Source organism: Brevundimonas intermedia (genome assembly GCF_004614235.1).
GTDB lineage: Bacteria > Pseudomonadota > Alphaproteobacteria > Caulobacterales > Caulobacteraceae > Brevundimonas > Brevundimonas intermedia_A.
In genome coordinates, this window is the sequence record NZ_SPVH01000006.1 from 284,765 (window position 1) to 306,173 (window position 21,409).

General features: G+C 67.3%; 19 protein-coding genes. 13 read left to right on the top strand and 6 right to left on the bottom strand.

From position 1 onward, the window contains the following. Nucleotides 1-61 precede the first annotated feature (61 nt). Nucleotides 62-1,180 carry a DNA cytosine methyltransferase gene (locus tag EGY25_RS07720; protein WP_135194428.1) on the bottom strand — a complete coding sequence of 373 codons (1,119 nt, stop codon included), beginning with the start codon at nt 1,178-1,180 and terminating at the stop codon, nt 62-64. 78 nt (nt 1,181-1,258) lie between these two features. On the opposite strand from EGY25_RS07720, the gene EGY25_RS07725 reads away from it, so the two are divergent. Next, entirely contained in the window at nt 1,259-1,702 is a 444-nt protein-coding gene (locus tag EGY25_RS07725) for a COG3650 family protein (RefSeq protein WP_135194429.1), read from the top strand. A gap of 70 nt (nt 1,703-1,772) precedes the next feature. On the opposite strand, the gene EGY25_RS07730 is transcribed toward EGY25_RS07725, so the two are convergent. Beyond that, nucleotides 1,773-2,537 (bottom strand): LytTR family DNA-binding domain-containing protein, encoded by a 765-nt coding sequence (locus EGY25_RS07730; RefSeq protein WP_209308016.1) that lies wholly within the window; start codon nt 2,535-2,537, stop codon nt 1,773-1,775. Between the two features lie 155 nt (nt 2,538-2,692). On the opposite strand from EGY25_RS07730, the gene EGY25_RS07735 reads away from it, so the two are divergent. Then, entirely contained in the window at nt 2,693-3,217 is a 525-nt protein-coding gene (locus tag EGY25_RS07735) for a DUF2306 domain-containing protein (protein WP_135194430.1), read from the top strand. On the opposite strand, the gene EGY25_RS07740 is transcribed toward EGY25_RS07735, so the two are convergent. Next, on the bottom strand, nt 3,214-3,972 hold the full coding sequence (locus EGY25_RS07740; RefSeq protein WP_135194431.1) for a TetR/AcrR family transcriptional regulator: 759 nt from the start codon (nt 3,970-3,972) through the stop codon (nt 3,214-3,216). The two genes, EGY25_RS07735 and EGY25_RS07740, sit on opposite strands and share 4 nt — an antisense overlap. A gap of 192 nt (nt 3,973-4,164) precedes the next feature. Here EGY25_RS07740 and EGY25_RS07745 point away from each other — a divergent pair, with 192 nt between their 5' ends. From EGY25_RS07745 to EGY25_RS07780, 8 genes are all read left to right on the top strand, one after another. Next, nucleotides 4,165-6,405 carry a TonB-dependent receptor gene (locus EGY25_RS07745; protein ID WP_135194432.1) on the top strand — a complete coding sequence of 747 codons (2,241 nt, stop codon included), beginning with the start codon at nt 4,165-4,167 and terminating at the stop codon, nt 6,403-6,405. Nucleotides 6,406-6,531: 126 nt separating this feature from the next. Beyond that, the gene (locus EGY25_RS07750) at nt 6,532-8,052 is read left to right on the top strand and encodes a spinster family MFS transporter (RefSeq protein ID WP_135194433.1); all 1,521 of its coding nucleotides are present in this window, start codon (nt 6,532-6,534) and stop codon (nt 8,050-8,052) included. Between the two features lie 128 nt (nt 8,053-8,180). After that, nucleotides 8,181-9,371 carry an ADP-forming succinate--CoA ligase subunit beta gene (sucC, locus tag EGY25_RS07755; RefSeq protein WP_135194434.1) on the top strand — a complete coding sequence of 397 codons (1,191 nt, stop codon included), beginning with the start codon at nt 8,181-8,183 and terminating at the stop codon, nt 9,369-9,371. Nucleotides 9,372-9,430: 59 nt separating this feature from the next. Then, nucleotides 9,431-10,333, top strand: a complete 903-nt coding sequence (gene sucD / locus EGY25_RS07760; RefSeq protein WP_135194435.1) for a succinate--CoA ligase subunit alpha — start codon at nt 9,431-9,433, stop codon at nt 10,331-10,333. Nucleotides 10,334-10,581: 248 nt separating this feature from the next. Then, entirely contained in the window at nt 10,582-13,584 is a 3,003-nt protein-coding gene (locus EGY25_RS07765; protein WP_135194436.1) for a 2-oxoglutarate dehydrogenase E1 component, read from the top strand. A 42-nt stretch (nt 13,585-13,626) separates the two neighbouring features. Continuing rightward, entirely contained in the window at nt 13,627-15,186 is a 1,560-nt protein-coding gene (odhB, locus tag EGY25_RS07770; protein ID WP_135194437.1) for a 2-oxoglutarate dehydrogenase complex dihydrolipoyllysine-residue succinyltransferase, read from the top strand. 57 nt (nt 15,187-15,243) lie between these two features. Further along, nucleotides 15,244-15,855: a glutathione S-transferase family protein gene (locus EGY25_RS07775; RefSeq protein ID WP_135194438.1), complete on the top strand. Its 612-nt coding sequence runs from the start codon at nt 15,244-15,246 to the stop codon at nt 15,853-15,855. 164 nt (nt 15,856-16,019) lie between these two features. Next, nucleotides 16,020-16,358 (top strand): hypothetical protein, encoded by a 339-nt coding sequence (locus EGY25_RS07780; RefSeq protein ID WP_209308017.1) that lies wholly within the window; start codon nt 16,020-16,022, stop codon nt 16,356-16,358. Here the strand turns inward: EGY25_RS07780 and prfA are convergent, their stop codons facing one another. Further along, on the bottom strand, nt 16,359-17,426 hold the full coding sequence (gene prfA / locus EGY25_RS07785; RefSeq protein WP_135194440.1) for a peptide chain release factor 1: 1,068 nt from the start codon (nt 17,424-17,426) through the stop codon (nt 16,359-16,361). 362 nt (nt 17,427-17,788) lie between these two features. Here prfA and EGY25_RS07790 point away from each other — a divergent pair, with 362 nt between their 5' ends. From EGY25_RS07790 to EGY25_RS07800, 3 genes are read left to right on the top strand one after another with little or no spacing between them, the layout of a single operon-like run. Continuing rightward, entirely contained in the window at nt 17,789-18,262 is a 474-nt protein-coding gene (locus EGY25_RS07790; RefSeq protein ID WP_245159393.1) for a response regulator, read from the top strand. 59 nt (nt 18,263-18,321) lie between these two features. Beyond that, nucleotides 18,322-18,762, top strand: coding sequence for an RrF2 family transcriptional regulator (locus tag EGY25_RS07795; RefSeq protein ID WP_135194442.1), 441 nt, complete (start codon nt 18,322-18,324; stop codon nt 18,760-18,762). A 34-nt stretch (nt 18,763-18,796) separates the two neighbouring features. Next, nucleotides 18,797-19,573 (top strand): sulfite exporter TauE/SafE family protein, encoded by a 777-nt coding sequence (locus tag EGY25_RS07800; RefSeq protein WP_135194443.1) that lies wholly within the window; start codon nt 18,797-18,799, stop codon nt 19,571-19,573. A 60-nt stretch (nt 19,574-19,633) separates the two neighbouring features. Here EGY25_RS07800 and EGY25_RS07805 read toward each other — a convergent pair whose 3' ends face one another. Then, a complete protein-coding gene (locus tag EGY25_RS07805) occupies nt 19,634-20,098 on the bottom strand; it encodes a translation initiation factor 2 (RefSeq protein ID WP_209308018.1) in 465 nt (154 codons plus the stop codon). A 126-nt stretch (nt 20,099-20,224) separates the two neighbouring features. Continuing rightward, complete coding sequence (gene ispG, locus EGY25_RS07810; RefSeq protein ID WP_135194444.1) at nt 20,225-21,361, bottom strand: flavodoxin-dependent (E)-4-hydroxy-3-methylbut-2-enyl-diphosphate synthase; 1,137 nt, start codon at nt 21,359-21,361, stop codon at nt 20,225-20,227. Nucleotides 21,362-21,409: the final 48 nt, after the last annotated feature.

Below are 21,409 nucleotides of genomic sequence, written 5' to 3' on the forward strand. Positions count from 1 at the left end.
TCCCGAGGGCCTGTGGCGGATGCGGCGACCAACGGCGTCCGCTTGGTTTAGCCTCGCCTGATCAGGCCGCCGCGCGCCGATCCAGCAGCGCAGGCAGCAAGAGCCCCTCCGCCAGCGCCCTGACGACCGGCACCGCGACCGCATCGCCCATCAGCTTCAGCGCCGCGCTCTCGCTGGACGGCAGGCGATAGTCCTCGGCGACGCCCATCAGCCGCGCCGCCTCGCGCCCCGTCAGTCGCCGCACCCGCGCCCGGCCCTGATCGCACACAACCACATACTGCCGCGACGACCCACCCGCCGGCGTCCTCAGACATCCGGCCAGGCCGTCGAACCGAATCTCCAGCCGCTGGACCTTCTCGCCGTCTTCGGTCCGCACCCGACGATAGGCGGCCCCGACGCAGCGCCGGCCCGAGGCCACGGCCGCCGCGATCCGCGCGCGGTGAAGCGGCCCGGCCAGGGCCAGGATGGCGTCCGCATCCTCCAGCCAGTTCACGGCGTCGTCCGGCTCCAGCACGGCGGCCAGGTCCAGATTGCGTTGCGGCGGCGCAGGCAGGGACCACCAGGCCCAAGCCGCCTTCACCGCCTCGGGCAGGCGAGCGTGGGCGGCGATCAGGCGCGTCGAATGGAAGGGTGCGACCGGTCCCTGCGCGCGCGGTGCACTGTCTCGAATAGCGACCACGAACAGTCGCGGCCGCGACTGGGGCAACCAATGGGCGGCGTCCATCTCCAGCGCCCCAACCGTGTATCCCGCCTCGGCCATGGCCGTGCACACGGCCGCGAAGTCCCGTCCCTGACCTGAAGTCAGCAGGCCGATTACATTCTCCAGCACGATCACGCGCGGGCCGCGCCCCTCGGCCATCAGTCCCTGCATCAGCCGCCAAAAGCCCCAGAAGGCGCCGGATCGCCCCGCCTCCAGCCCGCCCCGCGCCCCGGCCAGGCTGACGTCCTGACAGGGCGACGAGGCCCAGGCCATGTCCGGCCGTCCCGGCAGGTCGTCCAGCGTCAGGCCCCAGACGTCCCCCTGTCGAAACGGCGTATGCGGATGATTGGCGACGAAGGCCCGCGCCTTGGCCGCGTCCATGTCATTGGCGAAGACGGTGTCTATGCCTGCGGCCGACAGGCCCAGCCCCGCCAGACCGCCCCCGGCGAAGAACTCGTAGGCGCTTGGGCGAATCGACATGGGGCCAGCATAACGCAGCCCCGCCCCTTGACCGAGACCGTCCTCGACCTCACCTCCGCCCCGACAGAGGAGACCGTCATGCGCCCCATTCTGCTCGCCGCCGTCGCGGCTCTTTCGCTGACGGCCTGTTACGACCGCAACGACGCCAAGCCGCAGTCCGCGCCCGAGCCGCAGGCCGCCGCGACCCTGGGCGGCGTGGATCTGGGCAAGCCGGTGCGGGCGCTGGGCACTGAACCCTTCTGGGGCGTGGAGATCACGCCCGACGCCCTGATCTATACCCGTGTCGATCAGCCGGCCCAGCGCGCGCCCAATCGCGGCGCGACGGTTCAGGGCACGGTCGCCACCTTCGCCAGCTCCACCGATCTGAACCAGGCCCTGAACGTCGTCCTGATCGCCACCGAATGCTCGGACGGCATGAGCGACCGCACCTATCCGCTGACGTCCAAGGTCGAGATCGGCGACGACACCCTGACCGGCTGCGCGGCCCCGGCGTCGATGCTGACGGCCAAGCCGGCGCCCTAGCGCATGATCGTTTCGGATCGGGGCGCAACGCGGCCCCTCCGAAGCGTGAATCATGCGCTCAAAGAGAGCCTCACCACCATTCGGCGTCGCGCAGCATCCGGGCGTAGCGACGGCTGACCGGCGCCGACAGGCCGCCGTCCAGCGTCAGGGTCGCCCGGCCGTCGCCGCGCTCGACCCCGCGCACCGCGTCGCGCGCCACCCACCAGCTGCGATGAGTCTGGGCGCCTTCCAGCCCTTCCAGCTCCTCGACGGCATCCGACAGCCGCATCAGGATCAGGTCCGACCCCCGGTCAGTATGAATGCGCAGATAATGGTCCTCGGCCTGCACCGCCCGGATCGCAGCGCCCCTCAGCTTCATCGGCAGGCGGTCTAGAAACCGCACGGGCCGGGCCGCGGTCTCGGGCGGCGTCGCATGGGTCTGGACCGGCCGGGCGCGCCCCAGGAAGACGTTCAGCGTCGTCACCGCCGCCGTCACCACCACGACCGGCACGACCAGCTGGGGCAGGACGCCCAGCGGATAAAGCCTCTGGGCGAAGAACAGGCCCGTCGCCGCCCAGACGATGACGCACAGCGGCCCGGTGATCACCACCACCATCGCCGCGATGGTCCGCCACGGCCTCTCGTCCACGTCCAGATACCGGCTCACCCAAGCGCCGCAGAGGTGACCCCACAGGCCGCCCAGCACCATGACCACGACCCAATAGGCCAGCCGTGGCCCGAACGCTGCGCCCGCCGTCCCGAACGCCCCGGTCGTCGCCAGGAAGACGCCGCCCAGAACGGCGACGATCAGGCCGCGCAGGAAGGTGCGGCGGCGGTCGGCGGCAAGGGGTGTCATGGCGGCTTTCAGCATCGGAAGATCGCGCCTTGAGACCATGATTTTCTTTCGGGCGGAAGACAGGTGGGCGTTGACGAAGCCGGGGTCGCCGTTGGCGAAAGCTCGGATGCCGCCGTCGGGGCGCTGCGGCAGAAGCGGGGAAACGGAGAAACTCAATGCCTCGCCTGTCTCGCCACTTGCCGTCCGTCCTGGCCCTCGCTCTGCTGATCGTCCCTCTTGTCGTCTATCTGGCGGTCGATGATGGGCGGCTGGCGCGGATGGGATTCACGCCGCACGTCCCCGACTGGCGGCTGCTGCTGACTTCGCCGCCGGCGATCCAGATCCACGTCGCCGCCGCCCTGACGGCCCTGGCGATCGGCGTCGTCCTGCTGATCGGGGTGAAGGGAAACCGGCTGCACCGGACGCTGGGCTGGACTTGGGTGCTGGCCATGGCGACGACGGCGGTCAGCTCCTTCTTCATCCACCGGCTCAATCCGGGCGGTTCGGGCGGGTTCTCCATGATCCACCTGCTCAGCGGCTGGACGGTGATCGCCCTGCCGATGGCGGTCCATGCCGCGCGGCGTCACCGCATCGCCGACCACCGGCGCGCCATGACGGGGATGTTCGTGGGCGGGCTGATCGTCGTCGGCGCCTTCACCTTCCTGCCCGGCCGGCTGATGTGGGCGATCTTCTTCGGTTAAGGCTGGCGCGGCGACATCCCGACCACGGCGCGGAAGCCGGCGGCGGCGAACCGGACCATGTAGTCGCCGGCCGTCTCCAGGTCGCCCGACCGGGCCAGCCCGTTCGACAGCCGGTCCAGCCGTCCCGTCTCGCCCAGCGTCAGGGTCAGGGCGCCCGACAGATTGTGATAGCCCCAGTACAGATCGACCTCGCTGGCGTCGGGCAACACCTTCGCGATCAGTTCGATCAACCGGTGGATCGCCGGGTCGAAATAGCGGGCCATGGTCTCGCCGCCGAAACTGGGGTTGGCGTTGGTCTGGGCCACCAGGGCGGCATAGTGTTTCCAGCCCGGCCCGCCCTTCAGAGACCATTCGAACGGCGGCCGCAGGAAGGCCTCAAGCAGCCCTTCCAGCGTCATGGCCTCGCCCGCCGTCTCGGCATAGCGATCGATGGCCGCGACCCGTTCGTCGTTCCACACCGCCGCGCGACGCAGGAAGACGGCGTCGAACAGGTCGCGCTTGGCTCCGAAATAATAGTGGACCAGGGCGGTATCCACGCCCGCCTCGCGCGCCACCTCGCGGATGGTCACGCCATAGAAGCCGTGTTTGGAGAACAGGTCCTCGGCGGCGTCCAGGATCAGCTCGCGGGTCTCGCCCGCCGCCTTGGCCTGGGCCTTGGGCGGACGGCCCCGACGGGCCGGCGCAGCGCCCGCCGCCTTGCGACGCGCGGCGGCGACGGGGCGGGGTGTCGGGAGGGCGGCGTCCGGCTTGCTCATGCGGCAAGGCTTAGGCGCGACCCAACCCCGGCGCAACGGGGCCGGTGCAACGGCGCCACGCTGGACGCCTGATGTGACGCTGCGTCAGCACAGCGTTTGACAGCCGGGCGAAACCGGGTAGGTTCACGAAAATCATTGAACGCTGAATAAAAGCGTCAACGGGCTGGAAACGACAACAAGGGGTCTAGGATCATGAACCGTCATGTGAAGTGCGCGCTGCTGGCCGGCGCGGCGTGGGGCGTGCTTGCGGGGGCTTCGGTCGCCCAGGACGCGGAGGCCGCTGCTCAGGCGGCCAACAATCAGGATGCAGCGACCGTCGACGACATCGTCGTCACCGCGCGTCGTCGTGCGGAAAGCCTGCAGGACGTGCCGGTCGCCGTCACCGCCGTCAGCGGCGAACAGCTTGAGGCGCGCGGCGCCCTGGACATCACCGAACTGGCGCGCTCGACGCCCAGCCTGACGCTGAATGCGGCGCGCGGTTCGAACTCGACCCTGATCAGCTTCATCCGCGGCGTGGGCCAGCAGGATCCGCTGTGGGGCTTCGATCCCGGCGTGGGTCTGTATATCGACGACGTCTATGTGGCCCGTCCGCAGGCCGCCGTTCTGGACATCTTCGACGTGGAGCGGGTCGAGGTTCTGCGCGGACCGCAAGGCACCCTGTACGGCCGCAACACCATCGGCGGCGCGATCAAATACGTCACGAGCCGCATCGACGCCGACGAGCCCGAAGGCCGCATCCGCGCCTCCTACGGCAGCTATAACCAGCGCGACGTGATCGCCAGCGCCCAACTGCCGTTCAGCGACGAATTCAAGGTCTCGGCCGCCCTGGCCCGCTATCTGCGCGACGGCTACGGCAAGAACCTGAACACTGGAAACGAACACTACAACAAGGACGTCACCGCCTTCCGCGCCAGTGCGGAATGGACCCCGACGGACAGCCTGTTCTTCCGTCTGGCCGGCGATCTGGTGAACGACGATTCCAACGCCCGCCATGGCCACCGCGAGTTCGCCCCTTCGCCGGCCGATCCCTATGACACCAACGCCGGCGCCGGCGACAAGAACCGCGTCCAGACGCGCGGCGTGTCGTTGACCGGCGAATGGGAGATGAGCGACCTGCTGACCTTCAAGTCGATCACCGCCTATCGCGACGGCTTCACGCGCGGCAACATCGACTTCGACAACCTGCCCGGGCCGATCCTCGACATCCCCGCCGCCTATGACGACGACCAGTTCAGCCAGGAGTTCCAGGTTCTGGTCAGCGCGGGCCGTCTGAACGGCGTCGCCGGCGTCTTCTACATGGACGCCAACGCCTCGGGCGCCTTCGACACCGTCGTGGGCCTGGCCAATCTGACCACCCTGACCTCGGGTTCGGTGGCCACCAAGAGCTACGCCGCCTTCGCCGACTTCAGCTACGACGTGACCGACGCCCTGTCGGTCTCGGTAGGCGGCCGCTTCACCAAGGACGAGAAGGAAGGCACGGTCTTCCGTCAGCAGTATCTGGGCATCCGCAGCCCCTATTTCGGCAACAACGCCGCCGTGCCGCTGGGCGCCCCGCGCACCAACTACACCCGCACCCGCGAGTTCGAGAAGTTCACCCCGCGCGTCTCGGTCAACTACAAGTTCGGCCCGGATCTGACGGCCTATGCCTCATGGGGCGAGGGCTTCAAGTCGGGCGGATTCGATATGCGCGGCGATGCGGTCCTGTATCCCGCCACCGTCAACGGCTATGCGCCCGAGACCGTCGAGACCTACGAGATCGGGCTGAAGGGCTCGCTGCTGGATCGTCGCCTGACGTTCGCCACGGCGATCTTCGATTCCAGCTACGAAGACCAGCAGATCACGACCCAGTATCCGGCCGGTACGACCATCGCTTCGGTGGTGGACAATGTCGGGTCGTCGTCGATCCGCGGCTGGGAGTTCGAGGGCCGTCTGCGCGCGACCAGCGCCCTGACGATCAACGCCTCGCTCAGCTATATCGACGCCCAGTTCGACCAGTTCCTGGCCTATATTCCGACCGGCCCGCTGAACACGACCTGCCCCACGGCGGTCGGCTGCTTCGTCGATGTGTCGTCGCAGCGCGACTTCCAGAACACCCCCGAATGGACCGGCTCGATCGGCGCCACCTACAACTGGTTCATGGAGAACGGCTCGTCGATCGCCTTCATCCCGTCGGTCGCCTATCGCGGCGCCTATCAGCAGTTCGAGACGGCGGCGCCTCTACTCGATCAGGGCGCCTACTGGATGTATGACGCCAGCATCGTCTGGACCTCGTCCGACGACCGCCTGACCTTCGGCGTCCACGGCAAGAACCTGGGCGACGAACGCTACAAGGTGGGCGGCTACACCTTCCCCGGCGCCCTGACCGGCGACTCGATCATCGGCTTCTACGGCCCGCCGCGCACGGTCACGGCCACCTTGGGTCTGAAGTTCTGATCCCGATCAGATACGCCTGACGACGAGGGGCGGCGGTCTCCGGGCCGCCGCCCCTTTTGTTTGCAGTGAGCACAGTTGCGGCTAGGCTCGCCTCAACGAATAAAAAAGACGCCGAGGGAAACGCCGATGACGACGGACACGCTGACGGCCCAGGACAAGGTGCGGCCGGAACGGCCTGGCTACCGCTACTATGTGCTGGCGGTCCTGATCCTGATCTACATGCTGAACTTCCTGGATCGCCAGATCATCGGCATCCTGGCCGCGCCGCTGAAGGAAGAGTTCGGCATGTCCGACAGCCAGTTCGGCCTGTTGGGCGGCATCGCCTTCGCCTCGGTCTATTCGACATTGGCCATTCCCCTGGCCTGGCTGGCGGACCGCTACAGCCGGGTCTGGATCATGACCGGCGCCCTGACGGTCTGGTCGGGCTTCACCGCCTTGTGCGGAATGGCGGGCTCGTTCGGACAGTTGTTCCTGTGTCGGATGGGCGTGGGCATCGGCGAGGCGGGCGGGGTGGCTCCGGCCTATTCGCTGATCGCCGACTATTTCCCGCCGCATCAGCGGGCGCGCGCCATGGCCGCCTTCGCCTTCGGCATTCCGCTGGGCATGGCGGCGGGCACCCTGGTCGGCGGCCTGCTGGCGGCGACCTACGGCTGGCGCACGGCCTTCATCGTCGTGGGCCTGCTGGGCGTGCTGGTCGCGCCGCTGCTGCGGCTGACGGTGAAGGATCCCAGGCGGGGAGGGACCGATGCGGTCAAGACCGAGGCCCAGGTCGCGGCCTTGGCCGCCGCCCCCGTCGGCACGGACCGGGCGGGCAAGATCGCCGCCCAGATCATGCTGGGGCTGGGGATCGGTCTGCTGATCCTCGGGGCCTTGAGCTGGCTGATGGGCACGTCGCTGGGCAATCCGCTGGTGCTGGCCTTTGGCGGCCTGCTGGCGGTGGTCATCGGCATATCGCTGATGATCGCGCGTCGCACGGCCTCGGTGGTGATCCGCAAGCCCAGCTTCTGGCTGCTGGGCCTGGGCGCGGCCTCGTCCTCGGTGTGCGGCTATGGCGTCGCCGGCTGGCTGCCCCTGTTCTTCATGCGCAGCTTCGACCTGACCCTGCGCCAGACCAGCATCTACTATTCCGGCATCGCCCTGATCGGCGGCATCCTCGGCATCTGGCTGGGCGGCATGATCGCCGACAAGCTGTCGAAGAAGGGCAAGGGCGCCTATCCGCTGACGCCCGCCATCGCCTTTCTGATCTCGGCGCCCTGTTTCATCCTGGCGATGAACTCGCCCTGGCTGATCGGCCTGGTCCTGCCCGGCGGCGGCAGCCATGTGCAGCAGCTGACCCTGGCCTTCCTGATCTTCCTGTTGCCGACCGGACTGAACCTGGCCTGGCTGGGTCCGATCACGGCGGCGGTCCAGCATCTGGTCCCGGCGGCGATGCGTTCGACGGCTTCGGCCCTGTTCCTGCTGCTGAACAATCTGCTCGGGATCGCGGTTGGCTTCTACTATTTCGGCTGGATGAGCGACCTGTTGGCGCCGCGCTTCGGCGAGGAGAGCCTGCGGTGGGCCATCTATACCGGCATGGGCTTCTATGTGCTGGCGGCGATCCTGCTGATCGGGGCCTCGCGCACGCTGAAGCGGGACTGGGTCGACTAAAGGGGGGCTGTGGACGCTCGCACCTGCGAAGGGCGTGCGCCTAAAGTAGGCCGAAGGCCGGTAGCGCAATGCAGAAGACAGTCCTATAAGCCCCGCAACTCTCCAAGCAGCGGTTGCGGTGGTCCCCCATGAACATTCACGAATATCAGGCCAAGCAGGTCCTCAAAGGTTTCGGCGCCCCCGTCGCCGAAGGCGTCGCGGTGACGTCGGTCGATCAGGTCGAGGCGGCCGCAAAATCCCTGCCCGGCCCGCTCTATGTCGTGAAGTCGCAGATCCACGCCGGTGGACGCGGCAAGGGCAAGTTCAAGGAACTGCCGGCCGAGGCCAAGGGCGGCGTTCGCCTGGCCTTCTCGGTCGAAGAGGCCGTCTCCCACGCCAGGGAAATGCTGGGCAACACCCTGGTCACCGCCCAGACGGGCGACGCCGGCAAACAGGTCAACCGCCTCTATATCGAAGACGGCGCCGACATCGATCGTGAGCTTTATCTCTCGCTGCTGGTCGATCGCGCCTATGGCCGCATCGCCTTCGTCGTCTCGACCGAAGGCGGCATGGACATCGAAACCGTCGCCCACGACACGCCCGAGAAGATCCAGAACATCGTCATCGACCCGAACGCGGGCGTGACCGACGCCGACGTCGCCGCCATCAGCGCCGCCTACGGCCTGACCGGCGCCGCCGCCGAAGACGCCAAGTCCCTGTTCCCGGCGCTGTACAAGGCCTTCGTCGAGAAGGACATGGACATGCTGGAGGTGAACCCGCTCATCGTCATGAAGGACGGCCATCTGCGCGTCCTGGACGCCAAGGTCAGCTTCGACGGCAACGCCCTGTTCCGTCACGACGACATCAAGGCCCTGCGCGACGAGACCGAGGAAGACGCCAAGGAAATCGAAGCCTCCAAGTGGGACCTCGCCTATGTCTCGCTGGACGGCAACATCGGCTGCATGGTCAACGGCGCGGGCCTGGCCATGGCGACGATGGACATCATCAAGCTGTACGGCAAGGAACCGGCCAACTTCTGCGACGTCGGCGGCGGCGCCGGCAAGGAGAAGGTCGCTGCGGCCTTCAAGATCATCACCGCCGACCCGAACGTCCAGGGCATCCTGGTCAACATCTTCGGCGGCATCATGAAGTGCGACGTGATCGCCGAGGGCGTCGTCGCCGCGGTGAAGGAAGTCGGTCTGAAGGTGCCGCTGGTCGTGCGTCTGGAAGGCACCAACGCCGAACTGGGCAAGAAAATCCTGAACGAGTCGGGCCTGGCCATCACGGCCGCCGACGACCTCGACGACGCCGCCCAGAAGATCGTCGCGGCGGTCGGCTGAGGCTATCGCCTCACCGCCACCGCCCTGCTGACTGACACATTCCAGAGATCGATAGACCCATGTCCATCCTCGTCAACAAAGACACCAAGATCATCGTCCAGGGCCTGACCGGCAAGACCGGCGGCTTCCACACCGAACAGGCCCTGGCCTATCACGGCACCCAGATGGTCGCGGGCGTGCACCCGACCAAGGGCGGGACCAGCTGGACCGGCTCGCACGGCGAAAGCCTGCCGATCTACGCCTCGGTCGCTGAAGCCCGCGACGCCACGGGCGCCGACGCCTCGGTGATCTACGTCCCGCCGTCGGGCGCGGCCGCCGCCATCATCGAAGCGATCGACGCCGAGATCCCCTTCATCACCTGCATCACCGAAGGCATCCCGGTGATGGACATGGTCAACGTCAAGCGCCGCCTGGAAGGCTCCAAGTCGCGCCTGCTGGGCCCGAACTGCCCCGGCATCCTGACCCCGGAAGAGTGCAAGATCGGCATCATGCCGGGCAACATCTTCACGAAGGGCTCGGTCGGCATCGTGTCGCGTTCGGGCACCCTGACCTATGAGGCCGTGTTCCAGACGACGAACGAAGGCCTGGGCCAGACCACGGCCGTCGGCATCGGCGGCGACCCGGTCAAGGGCACCGAGTTCATCGACGTGCTGGAGCTGTTCCTGGCCGATCCGGAAACCACCTCGATCATCATGATCGGTGAAATCGGCGGCGGCGCCGAAGAAGAGGCCGCCCAGTTCCTGATCGACGAAGCCAAGAAGGGCCGCAAGAAGCCGATGGCCGGCTTCATCGCCGGACGGACCGCGCCCAAGGGCCGCACCATGGGCCACGCCGGCGCCGTCGTCTCGGGCGGCAAGGGCGATGCGGAATCCAAGATCGCCGCCATGGAAGCCGCCGGCATCCGCATGTCGGAATCGCCCGCTCGCCTGGGCAAGACCCTGGTGGAAGTGCTGAAGGGCTGATCGCACGAAACTCTCCCTCCCCGCACGGGGAGGGAGAGGCGTCAGCCTCGTTTCGCGCATCAAAAATGCCGTGTGACGCATTGATGGACGCCCTCGGCTCAGGCCGAGGGCGTTTTTCTTTGCGCCTGCGACCAATTTCTCACCGAATTGCCCCGTTTCGGTCATGACCCATAAGGAAACGACGCCTATATGACGGGCGCGCCCCTCACGGAGATGTGTCCGTCGGGGCCCAGGGATTGCGAAAAACGATGGCGGACGATGCCGGTCGGCTGAACCAGGTCTTTGCCGAGACCTCATTCCTCTACGGGTCCAATGCGGCCTATGTGGAGGAGCTGCAGGAGAAGTGGGCCAAGGACCCCGGCTCCGTCTCGGCGGAATGGAAAGCCTTCTTCGACCAGTTGCGCGACAACGCCGCGCTGGTGACCGCCTCGGCCGAGGCCGGCGGCTGGGGCCGTGGCACGGCGACCGAACCCACCGAGGAGACCGGCGTCTTCGACGGCCGTTGGCCGGCCGCCAAGCCCGATCCCAAGAAGCCCGGCGCCGCGCCTGCCGCTCCGGCCGCCAAGGCTGCGCCCGCCGACGTCATCCGCGCCGCCGCCCACGATTCCATCCGCGCCCTGATGCTGATCCGCAGCTATCGCGTGCGCGGTCACCTGCAGGCCAAGCTGGACCCGCTGGGCATCGAACAGCCGGTCGAGAACCCGGAACTGACGCCTGAATTCTATGGTTTCAGCGGCGCCGACATGGACCGTCCGATCTTCCTTGACGGCGTGCTGGGCCTTCAGACCGGCACGATCCGCGAAGTGCTGGACATCCTGAAGCGCACCTATTGCGGCACGGTCGGCATCCAGTTCATGCACATCGCCGAGCCGGAGGAGAAGTCCTGGCTACAGCAGCGGTTCGAGGGGCCTGACAAGTTCGAGCAGAACGCCTTCTCCAAGGAAGGCAAGCTGGCCATCCTGTCCAAGCTGGTCGAGGCCGAGGGCTTCGAACGCTTCCTGCACAAGCGTTTCCCAGGCACCAAGCGGTTCGGCCTGGACGGCGGCGAGGCCATGGTCCCGGCGCTGGAGCAGGTCATCAAGCGCGGCGGTTCGCTGGGCGTGGACGAAGTCGTGCTGGGCATGGCCCACCGTGGCCGCCTGAACGTGCTCGCCGCCGTTATGGGCAAGCCCTACAAGGTCATCTTCCACGAGTTCCAGGGTGGTTCGGCCGTGCCGAGCGACATCGAGGGCTCGGGCGACGTCAAATATCACATGGGCGCCTCGTCGAACCGCGAGTTCGACGGCAACCACGTCCACCTGTCGCTGACCGCCAACCCGTCGCACCTGGAAATCGTCAACCCGGTCGTCCTGGGCAAGGCGCGCGCCAAACAGGCGTTCGACATCCGTGAAGCCAATGAGGGCGTGCCCGAGGGCCAATGGGCGCTGGACCGTTCCAAGGTCGTACCGCTGCTGATCCACGGCGACGCCGCCTTCGCCGGTCAGGGCGTGGTCGCCGAATGTTTCGCCCTGATGGGGCTGAAGGGTTACCGCACCGGCGGCACGCTTCACTTCGTCATCAACAACCAGATCGGCTTCACCACCAGCCCGCGGAACTCGCGCTCGTCGCCATACCCGTCCGATGTCGCGCTGATGGTCCAGGCGCCGATCTTCCACGTCAACGGCGACGATCCCGAAGCGGTCGTCTTCGCCTCCAAGATCGCGACCGAATACCGCCAGAAGTTCCACAAGGACGTGGTGGTGGACATGTTCTGCTACCGCCGCTTCGGCCACAACGAAGGCGACGACCCCACCTTCACCCAGCCGCTGATGTATTCGAAGATCCGCGCCCAGCCCTCGACCCGCGAACTGTATTCGCAGCGTCTGGTCGCCGAAGGCGTGATCACCCAGGCCGAGGTGGACGCCGAGCTTGAGCGGTTCGACAAGTTCCTCGACGAACAGTTCGAGGCCGGCAAGACCTGGTCCGCCGAGAAGGCCGACTGGCTGGACGGCCAATGGCAGGGCTTCCAAGCGCCCAAGGACGAGCTGCGCGGCGACACCGCCGTGCCGCTGGCCAAGCTGACTGACCTGGGCCACCGCCTGACCACCATTCCCAACAGCGTCGACATGCACAAGACGCTGAAACGCGTCATCGACGGTCGCCGCGAGGCCATCACCTCGCGCCAGGGCCTGGACTGGGCCACGGCCGAGAGCCTGGCCTTCGCCTCGCTGGTCGACGAAGGTTTCCCGATCCGCCTGTCGGGCCAGGATTCGGTGCGCGGCACCTTCTCGCAGCGCCACTCGGGCATCATCGATCAGACGACCGAAGAGCGCTACATCCCGCTGAACAACCTGCGCGAAGGCCAGGCCAATTTCGAGGTCATCGACTCGGCCCTGTCGGAAGAGGCGGTGCTGGGCTTCGAGTACGGCTATTCGCTGGCCGACCCCAATACGCTGGTCCTGTGGGAGGCCCAGTTCGGCGACTTCGTGAACGGCGCCCAGGTGGTGATCGACCAGTTCATCAGCTCGGGCGAGCGCAAATGGCTGCGCATGAGCGGCCTGACCATGCTGCTGCCGCACGGTTATGAGGGCCAGGGACCGGAACACTCCTCGGCCCGTCTGGAGCGCTTCCTGCAGCAGTGCGCCGAAGACAATATGCAGGTCGCCAACTGCACCACCCCGGCCAACTATTTCCACATCCTGCGTCGCCAGATGCACCGGCCGTTCCGCAAGCCGCTGATCCTGATGACGCCCAAGTCCCTCTTGCGTCACAAGAAGGCGGTCTCGTCGATGGCGGACCTGGCGGAGGGTTCGGCCTTCCACCGCGTCCTGCACGACGACGCCCAGACGCGTCCCGAGATCGCCGGGATCACGATCAAGGCGGACAAGGACATCCGTCGGGTCATCCTGTGCTCGGGCAAGGTCTATTACGACCTGCTGGACGCGCGCGAGAAGAAGGCCAAGGACGGCCAGGCCGTGGACGACGTCTATATCCTGCGTCTGGAACAGTTCTATCCGTGGCCGATCCAGTCGCTGCGCAAGGAACTGGCCCGTTTCCCCAAGGCCGAGGTGGTCTGGTGCCAGGAAGAGCCCAAGAACATGGGCGGCTGGACCTTCGTCGATCCGTGGCTGGAGCTGACGCTCGACAAGCTGGACGTCGCCTCCAAGCGCGCCCGCTACGTCGGCCGTCCCGGTTCCGCCTCCACGGCCGCCGGTTTGATGAGCCGGCACCTGAAGGAACTCGACGCCTTCACGACCGAAGCCTTCGCCTGATACACGTATAAAAGACCGACCTAGAGACGAGCTGGACCTGACATGGCCGACATCCTGACCCCCGCCCTCGGTGAATCCGTCACCGAAGCCACCATCGCGAAGTGGACCAAGAAGGTCGGTGATCCGGTCAAGAAGGACGAACTGCTGGTCGAGCTGGAGACCGACAAGGTCTCGCTGGAAGTCGTCTCGCCCGCCGACGGCGTGCTGGGCGACATCAAGGCGGCCGAGGGCGACAACGTCGTTCCCGGCACGATCCTGGGTTCGGTGACCGAGGGCGCGTCGGCTGCCGCCGCGCCTGCTCCCGCTCAGGCGAAGGCCGCCCCGGCCGCCAAGGCTGAAACCAAGTCGGCTCCCGCCGCTGCGGCTCCGGCCGCCGCCCCTGCCGCCGCCGCCATCGACATCATGGTGCCGGTCATGGGCGAGAGCGTCGCCGAAGGTTCGATGGGCAAATGGCTCAAGAAGAACGGCGACACGGTCAAGAAGGACGAACTGCTGGTCGAGATCGAGACCGACAAGGTCGCGGTCGAGGTGTCGGCCCCGGCTGACGGCGTCCTGACCATCGCCGCCGACGAAGGCGCGACCGTCACCCCGAACCAGAAGATCGGCTCGATCTCGGGTTCGGGCGCCGCCGCTGCGCCTGCCGCGGCCGCTCCGGCTCAGGCTCCGGCGCCTGCCGCCGTCCCGGCCAACACCGGCTCTGCCCAAGTCTCGGGGGCCAAGAACGAAACCCTGTCGCCCGCCGTCGCCCGCGTCGTCGGCGAGAACAATCTGGATCCCAAGGCCATCGCCGCCACCGGGCCCAAGGGCAACATCACCAAGGCCGACGCCATCGCCGCCATCGGTCAGGCCGCCGTTTCGGCCCTTGCCGCCGCCGCTGCGCCTGCCGCCCCGCGCGCCGACCAGCCGCGCGAAGAGCGGGTGAAGATGACGCGCCTGCGTCAGACCATCGCCCGCCGCCTGAAGGAGTCGCAGAACACCGCCGCCCAGCTGACCACCTTCAACGAGGTGGACATGACCAATGTCATGGCCCTGCGCGCCCAGTACAAGGACGTGTTCGAGAAGCGCCACGGCGTGAAGCTGGGCTTCATGTCCTTCTTCACCAAGGCCGTCGTCGCGGCCCTGCACGAGATCCCGGCCGTCAACGCCGAGATCGACGGCACGGACATCATCTACAAGAACCACTATGACATCGGCGTCGCCGTCGGCACCGACAAGGGCCTGGTGGTTCCGGTCCTGCGCGACGCGGACACCCTCAGCCTCGCCGGCATCGAAAAGGGCATCGGCGCCCTGGGCAAGGCCGCCCGTGACGGCGCCCTGACCATGGACCAGATGCAGGGCGGCACCTTCACCATCACCAACGGCGGCACCTATGGCTCGCTGATGTCGACGCCGATCCTGAATGCGCCCCAGTCGGGCATCCTGGGCATGCACAACATCGTCCAGCGCCCGATGGCCATCAACGGCGAGGTCAAGATCCGCCCGATGATGTATCTGGCCCTCAGCTACGATCACCGGATCGTGGACGGCAAGGAAGCCGTGACCTTCCTGGTCCGGGTCAAGGAGCTGCTGGAAGATCCGGCGCGGGCCCTGCTGGACCTGTAAAGACCCTGAAAGGCGGCGACGATCTCGCCGCCTTTTTCTTTGACGTGAGGTTCGACCATGCTGACCCTCTATACCGCTACTGGCTCATGCAGCCGCGCCAGCCACATCGCGCTGGAGGAGTCCGGCCTGGACTTCGAGGTCCGGCTGCTCGATTTCTCGAAGCCCGAACAACGCGAGCCGGACTATCTGGCGATCAATCCCAAGGGCCGCGTCCCCGCCCTGGCGACCGATCAGGGCGTGCTGACCGAAAGCCCGGCCATACTGGCCCATATCGCCGCGCTCGCGCCTGCGGGCCTGTTGGCGCCGACCGATCCCTTCGCCTTTGCCCGGATGCAGGCCTTCAACCTCTATCTGGCCACCACCATCCACGTGGCCCACGCCCATGGACGGCGGGCTTCGCGCTGGAGCGATGACGCCGCCGCCCAGGCGTCGATGGCGGCCAAGGTGACGCAGAACATGCGCGATGGCTTCGCCTTGATCGAAGCCGGTCTGACCGGCGACTGGGTCATGGGCGACGCCTATACGGTCGCGGACCCCTATCTGTTCACCTTCGCAGGCTGGCTGGAAACCGACGGCGTGGACATCGCCGAGTTCCCCAGGGTCCAGGCTCATTTCGAACGGATGCAGGCCCGCCCCGCCGTCCAGCGCGCCCTGGCCGCCAAGGCTTAGCGCGCGGTGTGGGATACCATCGGTTGTGTCTATTTTGCGCCGGTCGTTAACGATCCAGATCGCCGCGCATTTTACGCGATTACAACGGCCGAAAATGGTGCCTTATTCCTGCCATGGAGTGGGCGGCGCGCGCGATAGGGATGTTCTACGTCTTGGGGGGACTGATGCTTTTGTATCAGGCCTGGCTCAACTGGCGTCTGCAACGGGCCTTGTCCGGCCTGATCTCCGTTCCCACGACCGAACAGGTCGCTGACGGCGTGATCGCCTTGGGCGGAGTGCTCGTTCTGGCGTCTGGTGCGGCGCTGGCGGCGCTCAGCGCCTGGGCCGTCGTCGCCTTCCTGGCGGGATGGGCGATCCAGGCGGCCTATCTGCTTTGGGCCAACCGTTCCGATCTGAGCGATCCCGCCGCGGCCGGGCGTCGGCGTTCGGTTCACGCCTTTGCGGGCTACACCGCCGCCACCGGCCTGGTGCTGTGGCTGCCGGTCGCCGGCGTGCTGGGCTGATCAGCCGAACTCGGCTTCCAGGTCCGCCAGGCGCGCGGCCTGGTCCTCGGCGATCAGGGCGTTCAGCAGGGGGTCGATGTCGCCTTCCATGATCTGAGGCAGGCTGTGCAGGGTCAGGTTGATGCGGTGATCGCTGACCCGGCCTTGCGGGTAGTTATAGGTGCGGATCCGCTCCGACCGGTCGCCCGATCCGACCTGGGACTTGCGCGTATCGGACCGGGCCAGGTCCTTGGCCTGGCGCTGCATGTCGTACAGTCGGACGCGCAGGTTCTTCATCGCCTTGTCGCGGTTGACGTGCTGGGACTTCTCCGACGACGTCACCATGATGCCGGTGGGCAGGTGGGTGATGCGCACGGCGGAATCGGTCGTGTTGACGTGCTGGCCGCCCGAGCCGGAGGCGCGGAAGGTATCGATGCGGATGTCCTTGTCGTGGATTTCGATCTCGACGTCCTCGACCTCGGGCAGGACCGCCACGGTCGCCGCTGAGGTGTGGATACGCCCCTGCGACTCGGTCGTCGGCACGCGCTGCACCCGGTGGACGCCGCTCTCGAACTTCAGCCGGCCGAACACGCCGTCGCCGGTGACGGTGGCGATGATTTCCTTGTAGCCGCCGGCGTCGCCCTCGGTCGCCGAATCCAGCTCGACCCGCCAGCCGCGCGTGGAGGCGTATCGCGAATACATCCGGAACAGGTCGCCCGCGAACAGGGCCGCCTCGTCGCCGCCAGTGCCGGCGCGCACTTCCAGCACGGCCGAGGCGTTCTCGTCGGCGTCGCGGGGCGCCAGCAGCAGGGCGACCTCGCGTTCCAGATCGGGCAAGCGCTCGCCCAGCGTCCGCAGCTCGTCCTGCGCCATCGCCGCCATCTCGGGATCGGCCGTCATGGCTTCCAGGTCCGCCATCTCGGCGCGGGCGCGGGCCAAGCCCTGAACCGCGTCGGCGACCGGCTTCAGCTCGGCATGTTCCTTGGACAGGCGCACGATCTCGACGCCGTCGGTCGCCGCGCTCATTCGCGCCTCCACCTCATGGAAGCGGTCGAGCACTTGATCGAGACGGGCCTGGGGCAGTCGCAAGACGGAAATATCCTGAGGAAAAGCGAAGGGCCGTCCTTACCCGCCGGGCGCGGTCGTGTCGATTGCAAGCCGCTGCCAGCGCCGGGCGCCGCCCTTGTGATCGACGATGACGCCAAGGTCACGATGGCGTCAGGGCGGTTACGAAGAGGGATGCAACCGTTTAGCTGGCGCCCAGCAACCTGAATAGGCAACCGTGAGGAGGACGCATGTTCGACCACCCGCCCCCGTCTGGACCCGATAGGGCTCAACCCGAAACCGACCCTTTCGACGGCAGCGTCGAGCGCCTCTGTCGCCTGTACGACACTCGCCTGGCCGAGACAGGCGGAGAGCTCTCACCTGAAGACGCCCGGGAGTTGAACGCCATGGCCGCCATCTATGACCTGGACACCGACCGTCCCTCGACCGAGGTCTGGCGCGACCTGCGCGCCGTCGTCACCCGCCAGACGCCGCTCGACGCCGCGCCGCCGACCGACGCCGAGGCCCTGACCCTGCTGGTGGTCGAGGATGATCCCGACGCGGCCGCCTCCTTGACCGAACTGCTGACCGAGGCGGGCCACAGCGTCGTCGGCCCCTTCCACAGCGCGGCGGCGGCCGAGGCGGCGGCAGCGCTCCACAGCATCGACGCGGCCCTGCTGGACATCAATCTGTCGGGCGAGATGACGGGCGTGGAACTGGCCAAGGTGCTGACCGGGCGCTGGGACGTGCGGGTGATCTTCATCTCCGGCGACGTCGCCGCCGCCGCCCGAAACGCCGACATGGCCGAGGCCCTGGTGCTGAAACCCTACAACGGCGCCCAGATCCTGGAGGCCGTGGCCCGGCTGGGCCGCTCGGCCTGAGATCGTTGCACCGGCGAACGGCGTCTTGCGTCCGGGCTCCGGGCGGGCGATCACGGACCATGCTGTCGAACCGGTCCCGCTACGCCCTGCGCGCCATGATCCATCTGGCCGGTCTTCCGGGCGGAGGGCCAGCCACCATCGCCGAGATCGCGGATGCGGCGGCGGCTCCGCGCAAGTTTCTGGAGGCCATCCTGCTGGATCTGCGCCGTCAGCATCTCTTGGTGTCGAAACGGGGCAGGGCGGGCGGCTATGCTCTGGCGGCCCCGGCCGACGCCATCAGCTTCGCCGACGTGATCCGGGCACTGGAAGGGCCGCTGGCCCTCGCGCCTTGCGCCTCCCGCACCGCCTACGGCCCGTGCGAGACCTGCCCGGATGTCGAGACCTGTCCGCTTCAGCCCGTGCTTCAGGACGGGCGCGATGCGATCGCGGCGGTGTTCGAGGCGCGAACCCTTCTGCAAGCCGCCGCCAATTCTTCTCCTATTGACCGACTAGGGAAATAGACCGCACCGTTCGTCCGCGTTTCAGGGGCCGCCAATGCAAGACTTCCTTCTGTTCCTCCTCGTCGGTTTCTTGGCCCAGGTCGTGGATGGGGCGCTGGGCATGGCCTACGGCGTCATCTCCTCGACCGTGCTGCTGTCCTTCGGCGTGCCGCCTGCAACGGCGTCGGCAAGCGTCCACGCGGCCGAGGTCTTCACCACGGCGGCCTCGGCCGGCTCGCACACGGCCAACAAGAATGTGAACTGGAAGCTGTTCGTGCCCCTGGCCCTGGGCGGTGTGGTGGGCGGCGGCCTGGGGGCCTTCGTCCTGACCAGCGTCGATGGGGATCTGCTGAAGCCCTGGATCACCACCTATCTGGCGGTCATGGGTGTCGTGATCATCTGGCGCGCCACCCGCCAGACGCGCGAGCGGATCTTCCCGCGCAAGTTCGCGGGACCCCTGGGCCTGGTCGGCGGCTTCTTCGACGCCATCGGCGGCGGCGGCTGGGGGCCCACCGTCACCACCACACTGGTCGGCACGGGCCAGGACCCTCGCGTGTCCATCGGCACCACGAACACCGCCGAGTTCTTCGTCACCTCGGCCATTTCCGCCACCTTCCTGGTCGCCCTGCTGACGGGCCACTGGCAAGAGGCCGAGGGCTTCGCCACCCATGCCATGGCCGTCCTGGGCCTGATCGTCGGCGGCCTGATCGCGGCGCCCTTCGCCGGCATCATCGCCCGCGTCGCCCCGCGCCGGGTCCTGACCTACGGCGTCGGCGCCGTGGTGCTTCTGTCCGCCGGCTATCAGGCGTTGCGGCTGTTCAAGATCGTCTGAAACGAAAAGCGGCGGCGGGTTCTCACCCGCCGCCGCTGCATTGTCATTAGCCGGTCTCGACTATTGGTCGCCGGAGGTCGTCGTCGCGGCAGGCGTGCGAGCCGCCGCCGCTTCTTCGGCCGGCGTGCGCAGGGTCACGACCAGCGGATTGGGCTTCAGATCGTTCATCGCGCCGGACGTGGCGTCGATGGCCCCGCCGATGATGCCGCCGATCAGGAGGTTGCCTGCCATGGCCGTGCCGCCGGCGCCGGAGACGCTGCTGGTGATCTCGTGGATCTGGGCGACATAGCCGTCCTTGGCCACGGTGATACGGAAGGCGTCCTTGCGCGGCATGCGGAAGGTGCAAGGCGTCGCCTGGCATTCGAAGCCATTGGACGTGCTGACCTGGGCGCCGGGCGGGGTGCTCTCGACCGTGAATTGCTGGCTGGAGCCACGCGTCACGGTAGCGCAGGCAGGCAGCGACAGCGCCACGCCGGCAAGCGCGAGCAGACGCACGGCAAGGCGTGCGGAAGTTTTGGAAATCATAGGCCCCTCAGTGGATTATGGGCCGGCCCCCCGGCCGAACCTGATGCAGGGGTCGCACGCCGGACGAACGCCGTCAATCACGGGTTTGTGAAATGCGTCAGATTTGCACAACCGGGAAGGGTCGGCCTATTCCGCCGCCTCAAGCTCCGCCGCCCGCGCCGCGTCCAGTTCGGCGGCCTTCTGTTCGACCAGGTCGACGATGTGGTCGATCATGCCGTCGTTGGCCTGTTTGTGGGCGATCTTGCCGTTCAGATAGATCATGCCCGCCCCCTTGCCGCCGCCGGTGAAGCCGATGTCGGTATAGAGGGCCTCGCCGGGGCCGTTCACGACGCAGCCGATCACCGACAGGCTCATCGGCGTCGAGATATGGGCCAGCTTTTCTTCCAGCAGGGTCACGGTCTCGATGACGTTGAAGCCCTGACGCGCGCACGACGGGCAGGCGATGATGTTCACGCCCCGGTGACGCAGGCCCAGCGACTTCAGGATGTCGAAACCGACCTTGATCTCCTCGACCGGATCGGCGGCCAGGGACACGCGGATGGTGTCGCCGATCCCGGACCACAGCATATTGCCCATGCCGATGGCCGACTTGATGGTGCCGGTGCGCAGCGGCCCCGCCTCGGTCACGCCCAGGTGCAGCGGGCAGTCGATGGCCTCGGCCAGCTGCTGATAGGCGGCGACCGTCAGGAAGGGGTCGGACGCCTTCACCGAGATCTTGAATTCGTGGAAGTCGTGGTCCTGAAGAATCCGCGCGTGGTTGAGCGCGCTCTCGACCATGGCGTCGGGGCAGGGCTCGCCGTATTTTTCCAGCAGTTCCTTCTCCAGCGACCCGGCGTTGACGCCGATCCGCATCGAACAGCCGTTGTCCTTGGCCGCCTGGATCACGTCGCGGACCCGGTCGGCCGAACCGATATTGCCCGGATTGATCCGCAGGCAGGCGGCGCCCGCCTCGGCCGCCTCGATGCCGCGCTTGTAGTGGAAATGGATGTCGGCGACCAAGGGGACCTTGGCCTCGCGGGCGATGGTCCTGAAGGCCTGGGTCGATTCCACGTCGGGGCAGGAGACGCGCACGATGTCGGCGCCGGCCTCTTCCAGCTGGCGGATCTGGTCGATCGTCGCCGCCGCGTCGGTCGTCGGCGTATTGGTCATCGACTGGACGCTGATCGGGGCGTCGCCGCCCACCAGGACGGAGCCGACGCGGATCTGGCGGCTCTTGCGACGCTCGATATGGCGCCAGGGTCGGACGTGCGTGTGATCGCTCATGGAAGCATCATATAGGCCGATGATGACGGCGGGACCACGGCCGACGTT

Excerpts from the sequence above, each read along its gene's own strand:
- odhB (WP_135194437.1), top strand. The coding sequence starts at position 13,627 with ATGGCCGACATCCTGACCCCCGCCCTCGGTGAATCCGTCACCGAAGCC.
- EGY25_RS07725 (WP_135194429.1), top strand. The coding sequence starts at position 1,259 with ATGCGCCCCATTCTGCTCGCCGCCGTCGCGGCTCTTTCGCTGACGGCC.
- EGY25_RS07775 (WP_135194438.1), top strand. The coding sequence starts at position 15,244 with ATGCTGACCCTCTATACCGCTACTGGCTCATGCAGCCGCGCCAGCCAC.
- EGY25_RS07790 (WP_245159393.1), top strand. The coding sequence starts at position 17,789 with ATGGCCGCCATCTATGACCTGGACACCGACCGTCCCTCGACCGAGGTC.
- EGY25_RS07740 (WP_135194431.1), bottom strand. The coding sequence starts at position 3,972 with ATGAGCAAGCCGGACGCCGCCCTCCCGACACCCCGCCCCGTCGCCGCC.
- EGY25_RS07800 (WP_135194443.1), top strand. The coding sequence starts at position 18,797 with ATGCAAGACTTCCTTCTGTTCCTCCTCGTCGGTTTCTTGGCCCAGGTC.
- EGY25_RS07780 (WP_209308017.1), top strand. The coding sequence starts at position 16,020 with ATGCTTTTGTATCAGGCCTGGCTCAACTGGCGTCTGCAACGGGCCTTG.
- ispG (WP_135194444.1), bottom strand. The coding sequence starts at position 21,361 with ATGAGCGATCACACGCACGTCCGACCCTGGCGCCATATCGAGCGTCGC.
- EGY25_RS07750 (WP_135194433.1), top strand. The coding sequence starts at position 6,532 with ATGACGACGGACACGCTGACGGCCCAGGACAAGGTGCGGCCGGAACGG.
- sucC (WP_135194434.1), top strand. The coding sequence starts at position 8,181 with ATGAACATTCACGAATATCAGGCCAAGCAGGTCCTCAAAGGTTTCGGC.
- EGY25_RS07805 (WP_209308018.1), bottom strand. The coding sequence starts at position 20,098 with ATGATTTCCAAAACTTCCGCACGCCTTGCCGTGCGTCTGCTCGCGCTT.
- EGY25_RS07765 (WP_135194436.1), top strand. The coding sequence starts at position 10,582 with ATGGCGGACGATGCCGGTCGGCTGAACCAGGTCTTTGCCGAGACCTCA.
- EGY25_RS07720 (WP_135194428.1), bottom strand. The coding sequence starts at position 1,180 with ATGTCGATTCGCCCAAGCGCCTACGAGTTCTTCGCCGGGGGCGGTCTG.
- EGY25_RS07735 (WP_135194430.1), top strand. The coding sequence starts at position 2,693 with ATGCCTCGCCTGTCTCGCCACTTGCCGTCCGTCCTGGCCCTCGCTCTG.
- EGY25_RS07795 (WP_135194442.1), top strand. The coding sequence starts at position 18,322 with ATGCTGTCGAACCGGTCCCGCTACGCCCTGCGCGCCATGATCCATCTG.
- EGY25_RS07745 (WP_135194432.1), top strand. The coding sequence starts at position 4,165 with ATGAACCGTCATGTGAAGTGCGCGCTGCTGGCCGGCGCGGCGTGGGGC.
- sucD (WP_135194435.1), top strand. The coding sequence starts at position 9,431 with ATGTCCATCCTCGTCAACAAAGACACCAAGATCATCGTCCAGGGCCTG.
- EGY25_RS07730 (WP_209308016.1), bottom strand. The coding sequence starts at position 2,537 with ATGACACCCCTTGCCGCCGACCGCCGCCGCACCTTCCTGCGCGGCCTG.